Annotated in this window: 21 protein-coding genes, 1 rRNA gene and 1 pseudogene; 18 read left to right on the top strand and 5 right to left on the bottom strand. The window is 39.0% G+C overall.

The annotated features are described in order from the left end of the window. Positions 1-90: 90 nt before the first annotated feature. The 12 genes from rrf to I8752_RS08645 all read left to right on the top strand — a co-directional run bounded on the left by rrf (position 91) and on the right by I8752_RS08645 (position 12,352). A 5S ribosomal RNA gene (gene rrf / locus I8752_RS08590) occupies positions 91-208 on the top strand. A gap of 1,215 nt (positions 209-1,423) precedes the next feature. Then, positions 1,424-2,044: a hypothetical protein gene (locus I8752_RS08595; protein WP_214431893.1), complete on the top strand. Its 621-nt coding sequence runs from the start codon at positions 1,424-1,426 to the stop codon at positions 2,042-2,044. Positions 2,045-2,076: 32 nt separating this feature from the next. Further along, positions 2,077-2,469 carry a hypothetical protein gene (locus tag I8752_RS08600; RefSeq protein WP_214431930.1) on the top strand — a complete coding sequence of 131 codons (393 nt, stop codon included), beginning with the start codon at positions 2,077-2,079 and terminating at the stop codon, positions 2,467-2,469. Further along, positions 2,402-5,149 (top strand): hypothetical protein, encoded by a 2,748-nt coding sequence (locus I8752_RS08605; RefSeq protein WP_214431894.1) that lies wholly within the window; start codon positions 2,402-2,404, stop codon positions 5,147-5,149. Before I8752_RS08600 ends, I8752_RS08605 begins: the two co-directional genes overlap by 68 nt. 80 nt (positions 5,150-5,229) lie before the next feature. Continuing rightward, positions 5,230-6,027 (top strand): hypothetical protein, encoded by a 798-nt coding sequence (locus tag I8752_RS08610; RefSeq protein WP_214431895.1) that lies wholly within the window; start codon positions 5,230-5,232, stop codon positions 6,025-6,027. A 55-nt stretch (positions 6,028-6,082) separates the two neighbouring features. Then, the gene (locus I8752_RS08615) at positions 6,083-7,132 is read left to right on the top strand and encodes a hypothetical protein (protein WP_214431896.1); all 1,050 of its coding nucleotides are present in this window, start codon (positions 6,083-6,085) and stop codon (positions 7,130-7,132) included. 162 nt (positions 7,133-7,294) lie between these two features. Further along, on the top strand, positions 7,295-8,122 hold the full coding sequence (locus I8752_RS08620; protein ID WP_214431897.1) for a hypothetical protein: 828 nt from the start codon (positions 7,295-7,297) through the stop codon (positions 8,120-8,122). A gap of 128 nt (positions 8,123-8,250) precedes the next feature. Further along, a complete protein-coding gene (locus tag I8752_RS08625; RefSeq protein ID WP_214431898.1) occupies positions 8,251-8,943 on the top strand; it encodes a hypothetical protein in 693 nt (230 codons plus the stop codon). Positions 8,944-8,965: 22 nt separating this feature from the next. Further along, entirely contained in the window at positions 8,966-10,618 is a 1,653-nt protein-coding gene (locus I8752_RS08630) for a TrbI/VirB10 family protein (protein ID WP_214431899.1), read from the top strand. 72 nt (positions 10,619-10,690) lie between these two features. Next, positions 10,691-11,260 carry a hypothetical protein gene (locus tag I8752_RS08635; protein ID WP_214431900.1) on the top strand — a complete coding sequence of 190 codons (570 nt, stop codon included), beginning with the start codon at positions 10,691-10,693 and terminating at the stop codon, positions 11,258-11,260. A 213-nt stretch (positions 11,261-11,473) separates the two neighbouring features. After that, complete coding sequence (locus I8752_RS08640) at positions 11,474-11,812, top strand: hypothetical protein (protein ID WP_214431901.1); 339 nt, start codon at positions 11,474-11,476, stop codon at positions 11,810-11,812. A gap of 228 nt (positions 11,813-12,040) precedes the next feature. Further along, positions 12,041-12,352, top strand: coding sequence for a threonine dehydratase (locus tag I8752_RS08645; protein WP_214431902.1), 312 nt, complete (start codon positions 12,041-12,043; stop codon positions 12,350-12,352). 234 nt (positions 12,353-12,586) lie between these two features. Here the strand turns inward: I8752_RS08645 and I8752_RS08650 are convergent, their stop codons facing one another. Then, a complete protein-coding gene (locus I8752_RS08650) occupies positions 12,587-12,727 on the bottom strand; it encodes a hypothetical protein (RefSeq protein WP_214431903.1) in 141 nt (46 codons plus the stop codon). 171 nt (positions 12,728-12,898) lie between these two features. Here I8752_RS08650 and I8752_RS08655 point away from each other — a divergent pair, with 171 nt between their 5' ends. The 3 genes and pseudogenes from I8752_RS08655 to I8752_RS08665 all read left to right on the top strand — a co-directional run bounded on the left by I8752_RS08655 (position 12,899) and on the right by I8752_RS08665 (position 16,479). Further along, the gene (locus tag I8752_RS08655) at positions 12,899-15,664 is read left to right on the top strand and encodes a tetratricopeptide repeat protein (protein WP_225895529.1); all 2,766 of its coding nucleotides are present in this window, start codon (positions 12,899-12,901) and stop codon (positions 15,662-15,664) included. Between the two features lie 272 nt (positions 15,665-15,936). Beyond that, a pseudogene (locus tag I8752_RS38570) lies at positions 15,937-16,239 on the top strand (transposase); the annotation flags it as partial. A 3-nt stretch (positions 16,240-16,242) separates the two neighbouring features. Beyond that, positions 16,243-16,479, top strand: coding sequence for a hypothetical protein (locus I8752_RS08665; RefSeq protein ID WP_214431904.1), 237 nt, complete (start codon positions 16,243-16,245; stop codon positions 16,477-16,479). Positions 16,480-16,518: 39 nt separating this feature from the next. On the opposite strand, the gene I8752_RS08670 is transcribed toward I8752_RS08665, so the two are convergent. After that, positions 16,519-16,770 carry an AbrB/MazE/SpoVT family DNA-binding domain-containing protein gene (locus I8752_RS08670; protein ID WP_214431905.1) on the bottom strand — a complete coding sequence of 84 codons (252 nt, stop codon included), beginning with the start codon at positions 16,768-16,770 and terminating at the stop codon, positions 16,519-16,521. 234 nt (positions 16,771-17,004) lie between these two features. Here I8752_RS08670 and I8752_RS08675 point away from each other — a divergent pair, with 234 nt between their 5' ends. Together I8752_RS08675 and I8752_RS08680 are read left to right on the top strand one after the other, a co-directional pair. Further along, a complete protein-coding gene (locus I8752_RS08675; RefSeq protein WP_214431906.1) occupies positions 17,005-17,313 on the top strand; it encodes a hypothetical protein in 309 nt (102 codons plus the stop codon). 468 nt (positions 17,314-17,781) lie between these two features. Then, positions 17,782-18,585 (top strand): FkbM family methyltransferase, encoded by an 804-nt coding sequence (locus tag I8752_RS08680; protein ID WP_214431907.1) that lies wholly within the window; start codon positions 17,782-17,784, stop codon positions 18,583-18,585. Positions 18,586-18,784: 199 nt separating this feature from the next. Here the strand turns inward: I8752_RS08680 and I8752_RS08685 are convergent, their stop codons facing one another. The 3 genes from I8752_RS08685 to I8752_RS08695 form a co-directional block, all read right to left on the bottom strand. Further along, entirely contained in the window at positions 18,785-19,543 is a 759-nt protein-coding gene (locus I8752_RS08685) for an FkbM family methyltransferase (protein WP_214431908.1), read from the bottom strand. A gap of 121 nt (positions 19,544-19,664) precedes the next feature. Continuing rightward, positions 19,665-20,093: a beta-carboxysome assembly chaperone CcmS gene (ccmS, locus tag I8752_RS08690; protein WP_214431909.1), complete on the bottom strand. Its 429-nt coding sequence runs from the start codon at positions 20,091-20,093 to the stop codon at positions 19,665-19,667. Positions 20,094-20,144: 51 nt separating this feature from the next. Then, a complete protein-coding gene (locus I8752_RS08695; protein ID WP_214431910.1) occupies positions 20,145-21,950 on the bottom strand; it encodes an ABC transporter ATP-binding protein in 1,806 nt (601 codons plus the stop codon). 139 nt (positions 21,951-22,089) lie between these two features. Between I8752_RS08695 and I8752_RS08700 the strand changes: the two genes are divergently transcribed. Next, on the top strand, positions 22,090-22,938 hold the full coding sequence (locus tag I8752_RS08700) for a prohibitin family protein (protein WP_214431911.1): 849 nt from the start codon (positions 22,090-22,092) through the stop codon (positions 22,936-22,938). Positions 22,939-23,017: the final 79 nt, after the last annotated feature.

Below are 23,017 nucleotides of genomic sequence, written 5' to 3' on the forward strand. Positions count from 1 at the left end.
ATAGACCGAGGGCTTGACCTCACAACAACATTGGTCCTCTATTCGCGTTGCTTGCAGTCTTCAGGGTTTTGACCCAACCAAACAAGTTTTCCTGGTGCTGATTGCGCGGTGGAACCACGCTGATTCCTTCCCGAACTCAGAGGTGAAACGCTGCTGCGGCCACGATAGTTTAGGGGTTGCCCTCTGCCACAATAGCTCTGTGCCAGGTTTTTATTTCTCCCAAAGCCTCCTTTAGTTCTAAAGGAGGCTTTCGGTTTTGAAAAAACAAAAAACTTCTTATATTTGAGATCAAGTCAAGTCCAGATAAATTAGTTATGATTCCGGAATCTATGCAGAAAGCCTGAAAACACCTACCCTAATCCCTCTTCTCTCAGTCTCCGAAAACATTTACCATTTGTGAATTCTAGAGCTTTTGTATAGCAAGCGATCGCGCGATTATTTTCTAATAACAAATCTAAGACCAATTTTTTTCTAATAGTATAGCTTGTATTGATTGCCTCATGAGGCTTATAGCGATTGCCCTCCCGGATAGTAACAGAAGAGGGCTAATACCAATTAAAAATGAAGCTGCATATAATGGGGAGAAGCAAACTTGGTAGGTTAACAGAACCATGTATTCTATGCAGCTTCATATTAAATTGGTATAACCTCTGCGGTTTTAATGATAAAACTTTAACCAGACACGATATAAGCTCTAGACAAGGTACTTTTGGTTATTAAAATATACCGATGTGGGTCGAATGAGAATAATTCGACTTGAATATTTTTTATGTATAAAAAAATTAGATAGAATTGTGCTAAACTTGATGGAATTACTTAACAAATTCAAGTTTTATAATAAAAAGGTAGAAATGCTTTATCTTTTGACATCAAGCAAGTTGCAGTTTATTTAGCCCAGCTTCATCGTAAGAGATTATGTTATTCAAAACCAGAAGAAATGCTGAGGTTTTAAATAAAATTGCTACTGCACTATCTCAATAATGGTACTGTACCCCTTTCAGTTTGATTTATCCCGCTAATATGCAACGCCCTATAGCCAAGCTAAGGAGGCTATCAAACAATAATTAGATTAGAAAGTAGATTAAGAAGAAATATCATATTATTTAGTAAATTATCTAATTTTGAAAGGAATCTATTTAGATAGTATGTATGAGGAATTTTTTGGCATTAACACTAGATTAATTAAACTCTAAATATTAGTATAGCAAAAGCGTTAAATTTTTATAGGAGTTATTGAAAGCCACAAAGAATTGTTCAAAAATATTGATTTAACTGAATATTTAAATTTGATTAACGAAATCTTAATAACATGTAACAGGTTAAATAGTTACTATATTTCAATGAAATTCCTTAAAAAAGATTATAAGTTGATGCTAAATTATCAGAGGTATAAGTTCGTAATAAACAATCAGGAAATCAGCAAATGTCTAAAGATAGTTATCAGGTAAAAAATTTTTACCATGTTTTAAAGGTTAGTACTACTAACACATATTATAAATTGATAGAAATTGTCAGATTTTGGTATGTGAATCTAGTTGAATCTGTACCTTTTTTGATAGCGTGCGCTGTATTTTTAAGTGTAATTAGTCTAAAAAGCCCTATACTGCTTTTTTGTTTGCTATTTGGTAGTCTCATAGCAATAGTTATACATAAAATTGGGCGACAAGTGAATTTACCTAAGCAATGGTTGATAGCATTACAAATATTGGCAGTTGCTATAGTTCTCAGTTTGTTTTGGTTAGACCATTTTGCAGTCCCTGTACAAGCGCAATTTTTTAAGAGAGCTGAAGATTTTTTTAAAAATAATTTAACACAAGGCACAACGACAAATACTAGTGGTACTCAAGCCGCTGTTAGTTTAATTTTCAATGTGTTGCGAGCAATTTATTTACTCTACATTGCAATTTCCTTGATTGGTGTGATCAACGCAGTGCGTAAAGATGAAGATTGGCAAAGTGTTGCTAGAGTTCCTCTGTTAGTTGTAGTTGCTGTTACTGTTGCTGATGTACTCACAGGTTTTGTTATTGGTGATAGTAGTAAGTAAGTTCTACTCAGGCAAAAATTGAGAAAGTTATGATGTCTGACAAACAGGAACAGGAATTTCGTCCAGTTAATCAAATATTAGGGAGTCAACCATCTTTAGGACCACTTCCGGCCGATCAAATTTTTCCCTGGATAGTAATAGCTTTGACTTCGTACTTCATCATCAATGGAATTTTTGGAGGACTTTTTTCAGACGATTTTCAAAGATGGTTATGGACAATACTAATGGCTGGTTGGGGAATTGCTACTTGGTGGATATTAACTGGTGGTAGGAGTTGGCGCTTTTTAAGTAAATTTATTGGAGTTCCCACTTGGACTAGAGGCTTTGCTCGTTATCAAAGCTTGCTGGAAGTTAACCATGAAGCAAAAAATCGGAAAAAAAAGCATAGGCATCGCAGGTCAAGAAACAAGATTAACACCATTTGAAGATGCTCTCCATTTGGCAACAATGCTACGCATCTCACTCAATGGGCGAGATATTGGTGCTTACATTTTGACCAGAGGAACTCAAAGAGATAGGTTTTGCTTCGTTTTTGGTTTTGAATGTCGAGGTATTCATACTACCTTAAGAGATGAGCAAATAGATACTATTTTTAATAATATTGAATCTGGTTTAAAAGATATTCCTGAAGGTGAAAGACTGACATTGCATATGGGGTCTTTTAGTTCAGATAAACAACGCCAACAAGAACTAGCTGATTTAGTAAAGCGTACTCCATCACGAGATATTAAGTATTTATTGATGGCAGAAAGAGCTAGAGCAAAAGAACTTAGTATTTCAGGTATTCGCAAACCAAAATTTTTGCGAATTTATGTTACCTATACTATTGAACCAAATTCTACAAATGCTGATGATTGGATAGAAAAACTATTAGCTAGAGCAGAATTGTGGTGGTTAAAATTCAAAGGTGAACTGGCAGAAATTGAAAACCAGCGTGTTGAAACTATTATTACAAATGCTTACCAGCAAGGTTTTGCACGTTGGGAACAGTTATTATCTAACAAAATGGGATTAGATATTAAGCCTTTGACTGCTAACGATCTCTGGGGGCACATTTGGCGCAGATTTAATGATACACAGCCAATAGAGATTCCCCAATTAATTCATTTAGATGAAGATGGAATACACGAACAAGTTTCCTCAGACCTAGCTAGTACTAAATTACTCATAGAAAATATCCACAGTACGACTTTACTGATGGAGTCGAATGTACCTACTGCCGATCGCCGCTGGATTAATGTTAAAAATAACTACATTGGCGCACTCACATTTCTAGAAAAACCCGGTGGTTGGCCGAATAAATTTGCTCAACTGCGTTATTTTTGGGAACTGCTGGCTAGAGAAACAGTAGTCGATACGGAGATTTTTTGTCAGTTAACTGCGGCAAATCCAGCCTTAGTGAAAACTACTTTGCAAAGAGTGCTGAAGCAGTCAAATATGACAGCGATTCTGGCTCAAGAAAAAAGTAGAACTATTGATGTTAACGCTCAATTAAAGTTAAAAAAATCAGTAGCAGCACAAGAACAATTATATGAAGGTGCAGTACCTATTTATGCGGGTATTGCTATTTTTGTCCATCGTCCTAGTGTCGAAAAATTAGATGAAGCTACAAGATATATTGAAAATTGTTTTCAACGGCCAGCACAAGTAATTAGGGAAACAGAGTATACTTGGAAGATTTGGTTGCAATCCTTACCAATAGTCTGGGAGGGTTTGATGGTTAAACCCTTTAATCGACGACAGTTGTATTTAACTAGTGAAGTTCCAGGACTAATGCCTTTAGTGCTAACTAAAGCGGGTGATAGCCACGGTTTTGAATTGATTTCTGAAGAAGGAGGAACACCCGTACATTTAGATTTGTTTAACCAACACAAAAATTTAGCGCTGTTTGCAACAACTCGTGCTGGTAAATCAGTATTGGTGTCAGGAATTTTAACTCAAGCTTTAGCTCATGGCATTCCCGTAGTAGCATTGGACTTTCCTAAGCCAGACGGTACGTCTACATTTACCGACTATACAGAGTTTATGGAAGGAAATGGTGCGTATTTTGATATTTCCAAACAATCAAATAACTTATTTGAACAGCCAGATTTAAGGTCGCTCTCTCCAGAAGAACAACGCGATCGCTTGCTGGATTATACTGCTTTCCTAGAATCAGCCTTAATGACTATGGTTTTAGGCTCATCTAGTGAAAATCAACTACTGGCGCAAACTGTGCGTTCCCTGCTTAACTTAGCTTTAAGAGCCTTTTTTGCTGATGAAGGTATTAAAGAGCGATACCGCAAAGCAATAACAGCAGGCTTTGGTAGCGAAGCTTGGCAGAAAACCCCAACTTTAAGAGACTTTCTCTATTTTTGCTCGCCAGAACATCTGCTGTTAGATTCTATGAGTGGCAGAGTTGAAGATGCTCTCAGTCAAATTCACCTCCGCTTGCAGTTTTGGCTTTCTAGTCGCGTAGGACAATCAATTTCTGCACCATCTAGCTTTCCTACCGACGCACAACTTTTGGTTTTTGCTCTGAGAAACTTAGCAGATAACGAAGATGCAGCAGTGCTATCTTTAAGTGCCTATTCAGCAGCATTACGACGTGCATTAAGCAGTCCAGCTTCTATATTCTTCATCGATGAAGCACCAATTTTATTTGAATTCGATCAAATTTCGGACTTAGTTGGCAGAATTTGTGCGAACGGTGCCAAAGCTGGGATCAGGGTTATTTTATCAGCGCAAGACCCCGACACTATTGCGAAATCTAAAGCAGCATCTAAAATTTTACAAAACTTAACAACTCGCTTGATTGGGCGTATTCAGCCAGTTGCTGTGGATAGTTTTATCAATATCTTGAAATATCCCCGCCAAGTTATTTCTCGAAATGCCACAGAAAGCTTTTTTCCTCGTAAAGAAGGCGTTTACAGCCAATGGCTACTAGATGACAATGGCATTTATACTTTTTGCCGCTATTATCCAGGTTACGAACAATTGGCAGTAGTTGCGAACAATCCTAACGAACAAGCTGCACGCAAACAAGCAATGCAGCGTTGTAGCGATAAATACGAAGCTATTTCTACGTTTGCACGTCAGTTAGTAGCTTCGCTGCGAGGTAGTTGAGAAAGGAGATAAATAGTTAATAGTGAATAAAATTTCCCAATGATACACAATGTCGATCGCGTTATTTCAGGTACAAATTTATGCGAAAAACTACCTTTTTGACAATTACTTTGTCATTCTTAGTAGTTCTACCAGCAATGGCAGAATTAGGTCAAGTTTGGACTGATTTTGAATCTTACTCTACAGATTTGCAAAACTATCTGAGCAGTAATCTTAGCGATAGTTTCAAGCCTCTAGAGATTAGGACGCAAGGTTCTCTTAATGGTGCTAGAGGAGAGGTGAATATACCTAACCCTGTTGCTGCTGGCGAACAAATTCGGGATGATATAACGCTCTACTCCTTATCAGACAAATTTGAGAATAATTCAGCGGTGAGAGGAATATCAGTTAGTAATGAAATAAATCGGTTGCTTACCCGTGGTTCTGTAGTAGGTTTAATGGGTGCAAATGGACAAGTAAGATTGAAAGCTAAGTTGCAAAATACTGAGACAACCCTGAAAAATATTGAGGAAGCTGTTAGAAATGCTGAACAAAATCAATCATTAATTGATAACCTTTTAGCACAAGCTGGCTCTCTCAAACCCGATCCTACAAAGATTGGTGATTATTTATCAGGACAATCAAATGCTATTCAGCCTACTTTACTATTGCAAAGTATTAAAATTCAACGGGATCAATCAAAAATTCTCAGCGAAACGCTTGCTCAGACAGTACAAACAAATCAATCTCTGCAATACTCTAACTTAAATTTAGCAAATATTTCTCAGCAGATGGAAGAGGCGAATCGGGCGCGCAGAGTAGATTCAGCAACAGAAGCAGCACGACTTTTACGCACTACTTCTCAAATAGATTTGTTTGGCAGAAACCTTGACAGATAACATTTATCTATTTTTCAATCTACCTTTCTTGTTAGAGAAAGCCGGATAACTCAAAATGCAGATTTATATTTTGCAAATCTCTCCTCAACTTGGCATTAACGATACTGTGAATAATGGTGCAAGAACTGCCAGAAGTATTGCTGCAAGTTGGGATAATCAATGGCTAAATTTATTACAAACTAACACCAGTAATAATTTATATGGCTCTTTAACAAATCTTGGTGTGTTTTTTGCAGTAGGAACTCTACTGTTTTTTATGGTTCAATGGCTGAGAGATTTAATAGACAGTGAATATTCTCGTCCTATCTCAGCTTTTATTTGGCCTTTTGTAGTTGTATTGTTATTAAGCAATTCTGGAAATGGTAGTATACTTTCTAATCTGACATTAGGAGTAAGGAACTTTATCAATAGTGTCAACCAACAAGTAGTAACTACAGCTGATGCCAATCAAACTTATCAGCAAGCGGTAAGTATGAGTGTTGCGGAAGAAGTAGCTGGTTCCTTGCTTCGTCCTTGTCAGTCACTTACTGGCGAACAACAAACTCAATGCTTTGCCAAAGCCAGCGAACAGATTAACGATCTCTGGCAGGAATATAGAAGTTTATATGGAAATAAAATTTGGATAGATAGACTAGAAAATCAGGTAAATCAAATTAGGTTTGGTACGGGAATTATCTCAGACACTACATTTAATGCTTTTTTAGGTAATACTGTACAAACTACTATCAAAAACTTTTTCTTTTCATTGCAATATGCTTTTCAAAACTTAATAGAAGCAACTATGTTGCTGATAGCAGCTTTAGGACCACTTGCTGTAGGTGGATCTTTGCTTCCCGTAGCTGGAAAACCAATTTTTGCTTGGCTGACGGGGTTTTTAGCTGCTGGGATTGCCAAGATTTCATTCAATATTGTTGCTGTGTTGACTGCCACGGTAATTGTGAATGGCCCAGGACAAGATTATAATTCCAATCCAGACTTAACGTGGTTCATCATTTTTCTGGGAATTTTAGCACCGCTTTTATCTTTGATAGTTGCTGGTGCAGGAGGATTTGCAGTATTCAGTGCCATTAGTAGCACAGCTTCGTTAGTGAGGGAGAGAATCTAGTACTAATTCGTAATTCGTAATTTGTAATTAAGACACACAGTAAAAGGATTGATATAGATAGTTTATGAGACTTGATTATGTTTAAAAAAATATATGTACTTACTTAGTTGGTAGTACAGTAGATAAGTAGTCAGCAATAAGTTTTAGTTGTGGGATGAGAAAATGGTAAATTTACTCAAGAAAAGACAACAACGAAGCGGAAGTGTTTTGACAACGTTTGCGATCGCTACCTTCAGTTTGCATCTATTGGTGTTACTTTTATTCATCACTCAAGGGTTGAAAATTTGGCAACTTAGTCTGAGAAAGCCGCCTAGTTTTGTGCAGATGATAGACGGTAAACCGATAGCTGCTACTGATGATTTAGCAAGAGATCCAGAAGCAATTCGTCAATTCGTTAGTAAAACGATGACATCAATGTTTAACTGGTCTGGAAATCTCCCACCTAAAAACTTTGAAGAAGTCGCAAAACCTCAACCAGATCAAGGAATACTCGTTAGAACATCACAAGGCGGCAGTCAAAAAGTTACTACTAGTAGTTGGGTAGCAAGTTTTGCCCTATCAGAAGATTTTCGTAAAGGTTTTTTAAGTGCGATCGCCCAAATCACACCTCCAGAAATTTTTGCTACTAACCCCAACCAAGCTATGTCAGCGCAGTTGATTATCAAGCGGGTTTATCCTCCCAAACAAATTGCCCCAGGTAAGTGGCGAGTAGGAATGGTTGCTGACATAATTCAAAAAAAACGAAGTGATAATAGAACTAAAATAACCACTTTTAATAAAGATTTATTAGTTCAAGCAGTAGATTATTTCCCTTATCCCTTAGATCGGAATAGTACCGACCTGCAAAAAGCAATTTATAGCAACCGCATCGATAAATTAGAAATTTATGAAATGCGGAATCTGTGCTTGCTAGATGAATATAGCAACCTGACTGAAGAACAATTAAAGCAATGTACTAATAGACAAAATTCTGGGAGTTTCTTCAGATAAATATTATTTGGATTTTGTCACTATATCTATAAAAAAGAATATTTTTATCTTAAACAATACTAAAAAAACTACCTAAATATTAATAACAACTGACAACTGACAACTGACAACTGACAATTTAAGTATTTATGCAATTACTAAAACCCGAAAATAATAAAAAAAGTAGCATATTACCACTATTAGCTGTAGGAACATTTGGCTTACATATATTTACCTTAATATTACTGATGTTTCATGGGTCTTTGCTACAAAATTTAAGTCGCCAATTGACACCTCAAAGTTTAGTACAACTTGTTGATGGTAGAGCAATAACCGTAGACCCAAAACCAAGTTTTGAGCGAAATCCAGAAACAATTCGTCACTTTGTGGGTGAAACTATGACCCTGATGCTTACTTGGTCGCAGCAACAGCCACCAAAAACAATATGGGCAATTAGTTCGCAACTATTAACCAATGATTTACAGCCAAAATTACAAGCAGAAATTACTAATTTAACTTCAGCCGCACAGTTTGAAAATATTAATATCAACCGAGGAACTGAATATGTATTAGTAGTCCAAAAAATTTCTCAACCAATTGCAATAGGTAATGGGAGGTGGAAAGTAGAGATGCTTGCAAATCAATTAACTTTTAGCAACTACGACAATCTAGGAACTTCAACTCCCTTTAATAAACAAATTTTAGTTGAAGCAGTAGACGAACAAGCAGCTTTATTGCCTGATGTTGCACCACTTCCTTGGCATTTTGCAGCTTATCGTCTTGGCGAGGCTAGACTAAAAATCTACAATATATGTGCAATAACAGATAAAAATTGTTCTTGAAATTTAAACCAAGCTATACACCATGACTTCATATTCAATTTCTTCCGAAGTTACTCCCAAAAGTTTAGATCCATTAACCACTAAAAATTCCCAGATAGAAGATTGGGAATCTAAGATGGCAAGATTAGTAGGCTTGCAAGAAGAATCGCCAACTATCGATATTGCAACTGAAGAATCGGCTGAATCAGCTAGTTTGCAGTCACCAATTTCTCAGCCCCAAGAAATTCAAACTGAGCAACCCCTCTCATCTAACCCCTTTGCAAAGTTAGCCTTGGTGGGCAGCGGTACCTTGACTATAGTTATGTTAGCTGGCTTATTCTTATCACAAATGATGAGTAGTACCAGCAATCAAAAGCCAATCAAAAATCCTTTAGTTTCCTCAGCAGCCCCATCGCAATCAACAACTTTATCCCAACAGCAAGCTTTAGAACTAGAAGTAGAAAATCTCAAAACGAAATTAGCCCTTGCCGAACAAACACAGGCAATGACAGTAGCTCAACAAAATCTCAGAACCGGAGCGACAGCTTCTCAATTTGTAGCTCGCTCGACTCCAACAGTAGAAACCTCAGCAGCAGACAGAAATCGATTCAGGATAGCACAGCAAACAGTACCAACACCTGTACGAACAGTTTATGTACCTCGGATAGTCACAGTTGAGCGTAGAGTTGAAAGCCCATCCTCTCAACCAGTTATTTCTCAACAAAATCCTCTTGCTGCTATACCACCAGCACCATCAGTGCCAGTTGTTTCGGAGGCAAAAGTATCTCCACCCGACCCCCTTCAGGAGTGGGCAAGGTTAGCGAAGTTGGGTAGCTATGGTGAAATATCTGCCGTTAATCAATCTAGTTCTCAACCTCAAAACAATGCTAATGTGCCTTCACAGACAATAAATCCCAATCCTAATCAACCGCCACAATCTCCACAACCTCCAGTACAGCAAAATTCTGTAGTCAGCCAAGCACAATCACAAAACTCAAAATCCGTAAGAGTAGGAAGTAGTGCTAAAGCTGTGTTGGCAACAGCTATATTTGGAGAAACTACTAGGTCAAGAAATAACGACAAAGACACAGACGAAGCCAAAAATGTCTTTGTTGTGAAGTTGAAGCAGCCACTAAAAGCTGTAGATGGTTCGATCGCTTTACCCGCAAATACAGAGTTATTAACTCAAGTTGGTGCAATCTCCGAACAAGGCTTGTTGCAGCTAGAAGTAACTAAAATTGTCTCCCAAAATAATGGCAACATTTCAGAGACCAGCTTACCCAGCAATGCAATTATTATTCGCGGGACTCAAGGTAAACCTTTAATGGCAAGTAAATTTCCTAATTCATCTCGCTCTATAGCTGGTATGGATGCAGGATTATTCGTTTTGGGAGGTATTGGGAAAGCAGCAGAATTGTTTAATCGTCCCGACACCAGAGTAGAATGCGGTCAAAATACGATTACGAATAGTAATCCTGGTTCTGATAATAGTACTTATACTTCTTGCTTTCAGGTTACTGACAACAGACGCGACATTCCGGCTGGAGTTCTGGAAGGTGGTTTAAACTCTTTAGTTCCGCAAATCTCGCAACGCAATCAGCAGGCGATCGCCCAAATGATGCAACAAACTAATGTTTGGTTTATGCCAGCTGGCAAAGAAGTTGAAATATATGTCAATCAATCAATACAGTTTTAGAAGTCGGTATTGATTGACCTTCAAAGATTATCAATCCCAAATTGCTTGACTTTCTACGCGTTTGTTGCAGCTATGAAATACATTAATCTCAGAAAAAAACCAGATTCTTCTCATTTCTTTACTCTGGCTTCCTTCATTTTTGCAGCTGCAATGTTACTTTTGGGCGATCGCGTCTTGGCTAATGCTGTCCTCCGTTCCATGTTTTCCTGCCAAGCACAAGGTTTAGGGGGAGTAGTACCTACTCTCCCAGTTTCCTATCAGCAAGGTATAAACTTAAGCTTTATTCCTTCTGGAGAAGTAATCAAAAAAGTTTGGTTAAATGACCCCTCGCAGGTAACTATGGACTTTGACGGCCCAATGTGTATGCAATTTGGGGCACAACAAAATATGAATACGGGAGATTGTAAAAACTCCGCAGCAAATGTAATTCAACTCAGACGCATTCAAAAATTAAAAATTCCTGGGTTGCCCAATACCGACAATACACTTTTAACAGTGATTACTGAAGGGCAAGGTAAAACCAAACTGTATACCTTTAGATTGCTATACGAAAAAGCTGCCCCTGATTACCATACTTTAGCAATCTACGCCGATCCCCCTTCTAGTGGCGATAAACCGTCTTGTGTGAGAGAACCTCAATAAAAAAGAATATCTTCAAAGCGATCGCGAACTTCTCTACTCATACATCAAACAGAAGAAGTAATTTGCTAGTAAGCTAATGCAGTCTAAATAGTCGTTGACGGTTGACGGTTATTAGTCACTAGCAACCGACTCTACGCTAAACTAGGCATATTGGGATAAAAATCTCTGGCAGTAAGTTCAAATAGATTACTAATTTTTACCACTCCAGTGAAAATGTCTCAAGAGCATAACGAATCACTCCAAATTCAGCAGCTAGCTAGTCTCAAACCAAAACACTTCGCTGATTTAGTTAGAGCTGCACAAATAATTTTCGACCCAGCTGCGGGACTCTCAGGAAGACATATAGATGTAGACTGGCAGGATTTCGGTGTTCCCCGTGAAGTGGCAGAAAATCTGAAATCGCTTGGCGAGCAATATCAATATGCATCTCCTCACGTTCCTGGCGATGTTATTTGGAGTCAATTAACTCCAGAAACTCGTATCTGGTTTCTCAACCATAAAGATGAATTGTGGCAGTTTGAGGAAGCTTTTCCAGCGCTGGATGAAGATTAATACTGACTTTCTTTAGAGAGAGTAACTGAGGGATAGGGGAGATGAGGGGGATGAGGGGGATGAGGGAGAAAAACTTTAATTCAAAATTCTCCGCTTCCCCGTGTCCCCGCGTCAGCCCTAATTAATAAGCATTCATCCAAACATGATATAAGTTCTTCCTCGCGCCTCTGCTCCTCTGCCCCTTTCTTCAGGCACAATAATAATAAGCAACCATAGTAAGGTGCTACTATGTTTCGTTTACCTCAAATTCTTCAGAACTTATTTCTTCGTGTTGAAGGTTTTTTCTCTGTTATTTTCAACACTTTCTGGCGTTTTATCAAAAATTTCTTTGGTTTTTTTACTAACCTCTTTGGATTTAATAGCTCTGGATATTTTTTAGAATCTTATGAGACGCAAAATGCCAAGCAAGCTGCGGCTCAACAGCCAACTGAGGTTAAGCAGGATGATACTTCTGCTGAAACTCCTTCCAACTCCCGCCGCCGTCCTAATACTAAAATGGACTACTACCTCAACATGGCCCGCGATCTGAAAAAGAAATAAGGCGAAGCCATTGACAAGTGCTGAGTAAAAAATTACAGCGATCGCACATCTAATTATGATACTAAGCTAGGGAATCGTCTCCCTAGCTGTTAGTCTCGAAACGTTGAATCATTCTAAAACTGAAGGGTGTATCGATCCACCCACAGTTTCTTTAATAGACATTATCCAGAAATGATGTAAGGGCGAACGTAACAGCGCCCCTACTAAGGATTTTGGACAACGCAGAATTAATTATCACTCCTCTGTTTCCTGCTGTTCCAGCAATTCCCAAATCAGGAAGGCTAACTCAATCACAATACCCGAACCGGGGATGAACCAGTCAGCAATTAAGGGAATCAGAAATAACACAACCGCCATCAGCTTCTTAGTTTTCATTCGCTTTACCTCAAACGCTGAAGCAAAGGTAAATTTGGGGTAGTAGGTGAAAGCAAAAGCCGTTGTCTGTTGGCTGTCATGCGTGAATTTGCGGTGCTGCAAGTTTGGGGATGCTAGATTTAAGTTTGGGGAATCCCGAAACTTTGTCGCAAATTTGGGCAAGAATAACTGATGGCGCGTGTTAGCTACGGTGATGAGGTCAAAGCGCGAGTAAGGACGCTGTTAGAAAGGTTTTTGGCTTATGCCAATGATGAGATAGAAAACGGCGAACGCTTCAAAATTGCTCTTAATTGGGAAACGTCGCAGCAAGTAATAGTGAGAACACAGCTAAGAATTCTGGCGGAACTTAGCAGTTTAAACAAAGAAAAAGTCAGAAACTCACTAAATGCACTTAAAGATTTTTTAGGCATTCTCGAAGATTTGCGCGTACACAAGCAAGGTTCGGAAGAATGGTACTTTCGGCTGACGCTTTGGGATGACAAAGGCGACAAAGACGGAAATTTGAGAAAATTTGATGCAGAATGGCAACGCCGTAGAGAAGAATTACCTGGCGTGCAGCGTGCTGAAGGTAGAAAAGCTAAACCCACACCTACGCGTTACGAGAATATTCCCTTAAGTGGTGTGGTGGAGTTTGTCGGACGTGAAGCGGAGTTGCAAAACCTCCATTGGCTGTTGCAAGAAAATCAACAGATAGCAATTGCGGCTATTGCGGGGATGGGTGGAGTCGGCAAAACAGAACTAGCTTTGCAATATGCCAATTCGCACAGCGTCACTTATCAAGGCGGGATTTGCTGGTTGTCTGCATCGCAGGATGTAGGAGTGCAATTGGTGGACTTTGCTCGTAATAAGCTGGAATTAAACCCACCAGAAGATTTAGGTTTAGTTGGAAGAGTTCAATATTGCCTCACAAAATGGCATCAGGGTGAAGTTTTACTAGTAATTGATAACGTCACTAACTATAGAGAAGAAGTTAGGTGTTATCTGGAGTCTGTTCCTTCCCGGTTTAAGCAGTTAATTACCACACGGGAAAAATTACAGTTGCCAATAGTGCGATTAGATTTAGATGTGCTGACACCACTAGCGGCAATGCAGTTATTAAAATCTATAGTGGGTAGAGAACGACTGCGACGCGAACCTTTGGTTGCGAGAAGACTTTGTAAGTGGTTGGGATATTTGCCCTTGGGTTTAGAATTAGTTGGGCGTTATTTGTTAGGTGATGAGGAGTTATCCCTAACAGAAATGTTGCAAGATTTGGAAAAAGAGCGTTTGAAGAATAAGGCTTTAAAAAAAGCTCAATCAGAAATGACTGCTACGGAGGGTGTCGCTGCTGCTTTTGAATTGAGTTGGCGAAGTTTGCAAGAAAATGCTCCACTTTTAGGCTGTCTTCTGAGTTTATTTGCTTTAGCTCCGATCCCTTGGGAATTGGTGGAGGGTATAACAATAAATAATGAGGCTCAAAATTGGAAAAAAGCTAGACGGGATTTGTTACAGTTACATCTACTCCAGCGCAAAGGTGAGGGAATCTATCAATTACATCCTCTGCTGCGGGAGTTCTTTCAAGATAAGCTTACAGGTTTAGAACAGGCAGAGGAATTTAAGCGATCGCTTTGCCGAGTAATGGTAGCAGTTGCTAAAGATATTCCTCAAGAACCCATCCTTGAGCAAATCAACGCCGTCTCCTTCGCCATACCTCATATAGCTGAAGTAGCGAATAATCTCATTGAATATATCAGCGATGATGATTTGATTTGGGCATTTGTTGGCAACGCTCGATTTTACAATGGTCAAGGATTATATACTCAGGCTGAACCTTGGTATCAGCAGTGTCTAGAAGCTACTAAAAAACTTTTGGGAGAAGAACATCCAGATGTCGCCACTAGCCTCAACAACCTTGCGGAACTCTACCGTTCCCAAGGTAGATACAGCGAAGCCGAACCTCTTTACATCCAAGCTTTGACACTTGGGCACAAGCTGCTGGGAGATGAACATCTAGATGTCGCCACTAGCCTCAACAACCTAGCGGTACTCTACCGTTTGCAAGGCAGATACAGCGAAGCCGAACCCCTTTACACGCAAGCTTTGGCACTCAGGCGCAAGCTGCTAGGAGAAGAACATCTAGATGTCGCACAAAGCTTCAATAACCTAGCGGTACTTTACTATGGCCAAGGAAAATACAGCGAAGCCGAACCCCTTTACATCCAGGCTTTGGCACTCAGGCGCAAGCTGCTAGGAGAAGAACATCTAGATGTCGCACAAAGCCTCCACAACCTAGCATATCTCTACCGTTCCCAAGGCAGATACAGCGAAGCTGAACACCTTTGCATCCAAGCTTTGGCACTCTACCGTAAACTGCTGGGAGAAGAACATCCATTTGTCGCACAAACCCTCAACAACTTAGCGGCAGTCTACGACTTCCAAAACAGATACAGCGAAGCCGAACCCCTTTACATCGAAGCTTTGGCACTCACGTGCAAGCTGCTGGGAGATGAACATCGAGATGTCGCACAAAGCCTCAACAACCTAGCGTTACTCTACAACTACCAAGGCAGATACAGCGAAGCCGAACCCCTTTACATCGAAGCTTTGGCACTCACGCGCAAGCTGCTAGGAGAAGGACATCCAGATGTTGCTGCTTGTCTCAACAACCTAGCGTATCTCTACCGTGACCAAGACAGATACAGCGAAGCCGAAGACCTTCACATCCAAGCTTTGGAACTCAGGCGCAAACTGTTGGGAGAAGAACATCCAGATGTCGCACAAAGTCTCAACGGCCTAGCGGGACTCTACAACTTTCAAGGCAGATACAGCGAAGCTGAACCCCTATTCATCCAAGCTTTAGATATTTTTGAGCAACGGTTAGGAATAAATCATCCTAATACTGTGACTGTGCGTAAAAATTTAGCAGATTTAGGCGATCGCCTCAACTCACAACAGTAAAATTCAAGTTCTCAGCTTCATCAATCAAGCTTTTATCTCCAAGTTTCGTGTTCTGAAGTCGAAGTTTCATGTTCTGAACTCCAAGTTTCGTGTTCTGAACAAGAACGTTGCTGTTTCAAGTGAGAACGTTCTCGTTTCAAACAAGAATGTTTCTGTTCCAAACGAGAACTTTCCTGTTTTAAACGAGAATGTTCTTGTTCCGAGGTGGAATGATGGTGTTCTGAGGGCGATTCTTCTCTTTAAATTAGAGAAGAATCAGCAAACTACTATTTGAAACAGTCTTAGCATTTTTTGCTACGTTTGTATTAGATAGTGCCTTAGTCCAACAAATTATGAGGTGGGATATGACAGTATTACGCTCATCGCCCTGGTATGAAGAAATATTCCAACGCGGACAGCGAGAAGATAGGCTATCGAGCATCGAATTAACCTTAGAAGTCAAATTCGGCAATGAAGGATTGAATTTCATGCCAAAAATTTCTTAAATATCTGATATCGATGAATTAAAAGTAATTCAACGTTCTATTCTCACATCTGAAACTCTAGAAGAATTGAGGCTAATACTCGAAAAATAGAAAATGGAAATTAAAGTTATCAATGAACAAGAAAATTTACAAGAAGTAATAAAGGTTTTACTCACCCACTTAGAACCATCGAAGGTCATGAAGTTTTGGGCAACCTGTAAACTAAGTGAAGGTGACTATTTGCAACTTAAAGAAAAACTGTTTGCTGAAGAAACAGTTGCCAGTTTATATGACAAAATTAAAGAATATCAAGATAAAGATAGTAAACAATCTCCAGAATCAAACCTATAGCTATAAAATCAGAGATGAATTAAAGGGCGATCGCTCCACCTAAATTATAGAACGAGTGGCGATCGCCTTTTGGATTGATGCTTCCATTTCTTCTAAAGTCGCACTTTTTATTGCGGCACGATGTAAAATGCCGGACAAGCTTTGAACGGGAATATTAAGTGGAATTAGTTTGACTGTGCCATTTTCATCAATGACAAAATCGACCTTACTACCTATATCAAGATTAAGATAATCCCGAATTTCTTTAGGAATAATTACTTCTCCTTTGGTGGTGATGGTAACGCTAGCCATTACACACTTTCCTTACATAAATTCTCTATTTGAATATAACGTTTCTTGGCAAATCAAGACAGCGATCGCTTTTCTTATTTGTAAATTGTAGAGAGCGATCGCCTATTTTTCAATTTAATTTTTTTTGCATAGGGTATTGAAACTAGTATTATTTTCTACTTTAATAGAAGATATAAAAGAAAGGCGATCGCCCTCCGCCAAGAGTTCACGATCGCCTTTCACTAGACCTCCACAATGGGAGATGACTATAATGATGACACAAGTACAATTGTAGAGTATCAAAATTTCGTCCAATTCAAGCGGCAACAATACTTGCGTGGCGAAAATTTCAATACACCTACTCTGAATTTTCCTGAAAATCTATCGCCCAAAAGAGAACCGCTAAAACATCTACTGATTGGTTCTCCGAAAGCTGTCACGAGTACCATCCATCGTTTGCACTTGGTTGGTTACGCCAGCACTGGAGATTGGAGTCCGCTACTCCCAACCGCTAACCCAGATGAGGTGATGAGTATTTTAATCCGTCAGATTTTAATACAATAATCACCTAGCGATCGCTCCTTCTGAAAGGGTAAAACAAGGAGCGATCGCTTCTAAGTTTGGTTGTTGAATTTACTTTATTGTAAAGTACGAAAAAACGATGATTCTAGTCATCAACCTATCTTTTTAGTAAAAATGGTTTTTCAGTAAAAGTTACAAAAATTTAAGTACAACACCATAAAACTGTAATAAAATTATTCCGTAAATTTAACCGCATAAGTGTGGCTGAATAAACATTTTGCCATCAGCAGATGGCGATGTTCCGGTGATAGCGAGTATTAGCTTTGTCCGTATACAGTTACGATTTTCCCTATTTCTGCTGGTCTTGGTTTAGAGTCTAGTGTTCTAAGTAGATTAAATAACCTAGTACAACAACTGACTGCATAGGGCGGTAAAAAGGTCGAGCTCTTACCAAGAGCGTTTTCGACTGTAAGTTGCGCCTTTGACCATGGAAAATAAGGAGGCTAGAAAATGTCGACGCTAAGAAAAACTGTTGCCAAAGTTGCAGGAAACCGTTTTACACAAGAGCTGTTGGAGAAAGGTGTTACTGGCGCTCAATTCTTGATGGGATTTGGTTCTGGAACTAGTGTTGAATCGAGTGGTGAGAGCGCGGTGTTTAATTTTGTACATCAAAAGCAAAAAGCTCCTTACTGCATTTTTGATGTAGGTTCTAATCAAGGACAGTATCTAAGACTTATATTACAAAATTTTCCAGAAGACAACCTTTCGGTTCATTGTTTTGAGCCGAGTTCTTACACATTTGAAATTCTTGAATCTAGTGTAGAGCCAAAAGCACAGAGTAAGGTTAAGTTAAACAATTTAGCTTTCGGAAAGACACAAGGCGAATTAACATTGCATTACAACAAAGCAGGTTCAGGTTTAGCTTCTCTCACTAAGCGCAGACTCGAGCATTTTGGTATCAATTTCGACAGTTCTGAAGTTGTAAAAGTCGATACGGTTGATAACTATTCTAATAAAAATAATGTTCAGCAGATAAATTTGCTGAAGCTGGATGTTGAAGGGCATGAGCTAGATGTGCTTGCAGGTGCATCTGAAATGTTTAGTAAACAAGCAATTAATATAGTTAGTTTTGAGTTTGGGGGATGTAATATTGATACTCGAACTTATTTTCAAGACTTCTACTATTTTTTCAAGGATATAAATATGAGCTTATTTCGTATTATTCCTGCTGGTTACTTGTATCCTATCAAATCGTATAAGGAAGTATTCGAGCAATTTAGAACAACCAATTATGTAGCAATAAAGAATGAATAACGAAGTGTTCATCGGCAGCTATTGTGCAATGTTTTATAGCTGCCGATGGGCTTTGACAGCAAAGTGCTAAGTAAAAATTTAATTAATTAGTACTTCAACTGCTCTTTCATATACTGTTCTAAAAGTTTTAACAATTTGTCTCCAATCTCCTGTAGTAAGCTGCATTCGCCAACTAGCAGAGTTTTTTACACCACTTTTACTAGAATCTAATAGGAAGTTTTTCTTCGATTCTGCGGTGAAGGAAAATAGCATCACACTGCCCTAAAGAGCCATTTTTACCAAATCTTAAATCATAAAGTCCATATAAAACAAAGTTATGTTTTTCTAGTAATTCGTATATTTTATAAAAACTAGCCTGATTTTCATAAAATTTTGCAAACATTACTTCCGTGTAAATTAAATTGATTGATTGATTAGCTAGTAAATTTATTGCACCTTCTAATGCCATCAATTCCGCTCCCTGAATATCCATTTTCAGTATTTGAATTTTATCTACACCCGCTTGCTTGCAAAAAGTATCTAGTGTCGTTGTCTTTACCTCTACAGTGCCTGCCTGAGTAGCTATATCTTCACCAAAATACTTGTCCCATTCCTTAGTAATAGGTAGCAATGAATTGGTTTCATTAGCTTTATTCAGGAAGAAATTAATGTTACTATTAATATTAGATACTGCCATATTATATAGCCGAATTTTCTCAACATTTTGAAAGGTATTTTCCATTTGAGAGAAAGGCTCAATAAAAGGCTCAAATCCAAAAATTGTAGCTTGAGGAAATATATCTTTATATCTTCCAACTGTACGGCCTACATTAGCACCCAAGTCGAAGATAACTTTCACATCTTGACTCTCTAATAAAAATTTTTGTATAGAGAAAATATCTCCCCAGCCCCTCTGTACTCTTTTGATGTCATAACCAAAATAACTAAAAAAAGATTTGACAGTAGTGTTAATGTTCATAATTTACCTCGTAATGTACTAGTAACTATTATTACGTTCGTACTATTCCGAATTAAATTACTACTAATTCAGTGTCTTTTTGCAAGAATTTACATAATTATATAATTGACAAGAGTATTAATTAGTACTTCAACTGCTCTTTCATCTGCTGTTCCAGCAGTTCCAACAATCCATCCACATCTTTACCAACTTGCTCAAAGCAATTTGGCGGTGCTGGTTCGGGTGCAAACTGAATTAGCTTAATTTCACCTTTACCAATGCCAATCATCACAACTTCCACTTCGGGTTGATGATTCTCGACTATTCCTAAAATCTCTTGCAGTCGATTTTCAACTTTATCATTCAGTTTTTCTATCGCCTCTTGAGGACAATAAACAAAATGCGGAGTCGGTTGTAAATCAATGCCGATAGTACCTTGGCTATTGCCGTTTTCTAACCACAATCCCCAAAACACCGCCGCCAATTCTCGCTGATTTTGTTTAACAAATTTATCCAACTGGCTACGCCACTTGCTATCTCCTGATTCCGGCTGGGTAGTACCAAACAACATAATTAATTCGTAATTCGTAATTCGTAATTTATTTGCGCCTTTGTGTGGGATTTATCTCAATCCACTTTGTACGCGCCAAAGACTGGCGTAAATACCGTTTTTATCTAGCAATTGTTCGTGGGTTCCTGACTCTACTAATTGTCCGTGTTCCATGACATAAATACAATGGGCATTGCGGATGGTGGAAAGACGATGCGCGATCGCAATGGTCGTTCTATTGACTGTAATTCGTTCGAGCGATCGCTGAATTGCGGCTTCTGTTTCATTATCTACTGCTGAGGTCGCTTCATCTAAAATCAAGATGGGCGGATTTTTCAATACTGCACGAGCGATCGCAATTCTTTGTCTTTGTCCGCCAGATAATTTTTGTCCTCTTTCTCCGACGATTGTCTCATAACCTTGGGGCAAGCTGAGAATAAAGTCGTGCGCCTCAGCTACCTTAGCAGCCGTGATGATTTCTGGTTCTGTGGCATCAAAAGTACCGTAAGCAATATTCTCGGCTACCGTGCCATGAAATAAAAATACATCTTGACTGACTAAACCGATGCAGCGGCGTAAATCTTGCAATTTCAAATCTTGCAAATCTATACCATCGAGAGTAATTCTCCCAGTTTTTATTTCATACAACCGCAATAAAAGTTTGACTAAAGTGCTTTTACCGGAACCAGTAGAACCAACAATTGCGATCGTTTTGGTAGCGGGAATATCCAAAGATAGATTTTTTACCACTGGAAACCTATCTTGATAAGCAAAGGTCACATCTTTAAATTGAAGTTCGCCGCGTACACTATCTACTGGTAAAGCTATGTTACCTGGATGGATTGCGATCGGAGTATCCAATAAATCCATGACGCGATTGGTAGAAGCCATCGCTCGTTGATATTGGTCAAAGGTATCGCCTAATCTGGTTAAAGGCCAGAGCAAGCGCTGGATTAAAAATACCAACACACTATAAGTACCTACAGACATTTTTCCAGCAACCGCTGCCATCCCGCCATACAGCAGTAATGCGGTAAAACCCACCAAAATCAACATCCGAATTAAGGGGACGAATGCAGCCGAAAGTCTAATTGCTTTGGCGTTACTTTGCCTGTAAGCTTCGCTGTCTTCTGTTAAACGTGAAGTCTCGTATTTTTCAGCGGTAAAACTTTTAATAGTAGCAATCCCGCTTAAATTATTTACCAGCCGCGCATTCAGAAAACCTACTTTTTCCCGTACCTTAGCGTAGCGAGGTGCTAAGAGACGTTGATAAGCAAAAGAACCCCAGAGGATAAATGGCATCGGCGACAGCGACATCCACGCTACACTAGGAGCCAAAACAAAGAAAGCTCCACCGATAATGATTACTGTTGTGACAACTTGGATGATGTCATTAGCTCCGATATCCAGAAAACGCTCTAATTGATTGATATCATCACTAAGGATGGACATCAAACCGCCAGTGCTGCGTTCTTCAAAATAAGCTAATTCCAAATCTTGTAAATGGTTGTATGCATCCAGACGGAGGTTGTGTTGAATATTTTGTGCTAAATTGCGCCAAATTCGAGCGTATGCATACTCAAAAACCGATTCTAGTATCCAAATGATGACAGTGAGCAGGGAAATAATTAAAAATTGCCCAAAAACATCGCGTATTCCTAGTTGAGCAATGATAGAATCCTGCTGTTTTACCACGACATCCACCGCAATTCCAATTAATGCAGGTGGAGCCAAATCAAAGAGTTTATTTAGGATGGAACAACCAATCGCTAGCCAAATTTGTTTCCGATACTGGTGTCCATACTCAAGCAGACGCTGGAGTGGATGCGCTGAATTACGCCTTCTTGATAAACGATGAGATTTTAATACTCTAGCCACAGCCTTTTGCAGTTGCGTGCAATTGATATTACCACGAGATCGGGAAACGTCGCACTTTTGTAGTCTTGACCCTACCTACAGTAGTAGTCAGACATGCCAACATAATACAAGAGTTGCTTGTAGATACAGGAGGGAGAATTTGAAAAATCAGCAATTGGCAAATTGGCAAACTACAGTTTTAGGAATTGTATTGGCAATAATTGCGATTATCAGCTTCAATTCTTTTATTATTATCAATCCAGGACAAGCAGGAGTAATTAGCATTTTGGGTAAAGCTAGAGATGGCGCTTTACTGGAGGGAATTCACTTAAAACCACCGATTATTTCAGTAATAGATGTGTACGATTTGACGGTGCAAAAGTTTGAAGTGCCAGCGGAAAGTTCCACAAAAGATTTGCAAAATTTAACAGCGAGATTTGCGATTAACTTTCGCCTCGATCCCACCCAGGTAGTTGAAGTGAGAAGGAAACAAGGAACTTTAGAAAATATTGTCTCGAAAATTATCGCTCCTCAAACCCAGGAAGCATTTAAAATTGCTGCTGCTAAAAGAACTGTAGAAGAAGCAATTACCAAACGCAGCGAATTGAAAGAAGACTTTGATAATGCTTTAGGCGATCGCTTAGATAAATATGGGATAATTGTATTAGATACTAGCGTAGTTGACTTAACTTTCTCCCCAGAATTTGCCAGAGCTGTAGAAGAAAAACAAATCGCCGAACAGCGAGCGCAAAGAGCCGTTTACATAGCACGAGAAGCCGAACAAGAAGCACAAGCAGAAATTAACCGCGCTAAAGGAAAAGCAGAAGCTCAAAGACTCTTAGCAGAGACACTTAAAGCTCAAGGCGGCCAGTTAGTTCTCCAAAAAGAAGCAATTGAAGCTTGGAAGACTGGCGGCGCGCAAATGCCAAAAGTGCTTGTTATGGGTGATGAATCAAAAGGCAGTGTCCCCTTTATTTTCAACCTAGGGAATATGCCAAACCAACCCTAATTTGAGTAAATAATATCAAGTATAGTGGGCTGTGCCTACCTCAGACACCAAAGCAAATTCAAGAATAATAAACCAAGTA

It is taken from the genome of Dendronalium phyllosphericum CENA369 (assembly GCF_016056275.1).
In the GTDB taxonomy this organism is placed as follows: Bacteria; Cyanobacteriota; Cyanobacteriia; order Cyanobacteriales; family Nostocaceae; genus Dendronalium; species Dendronalium phyllosphericum.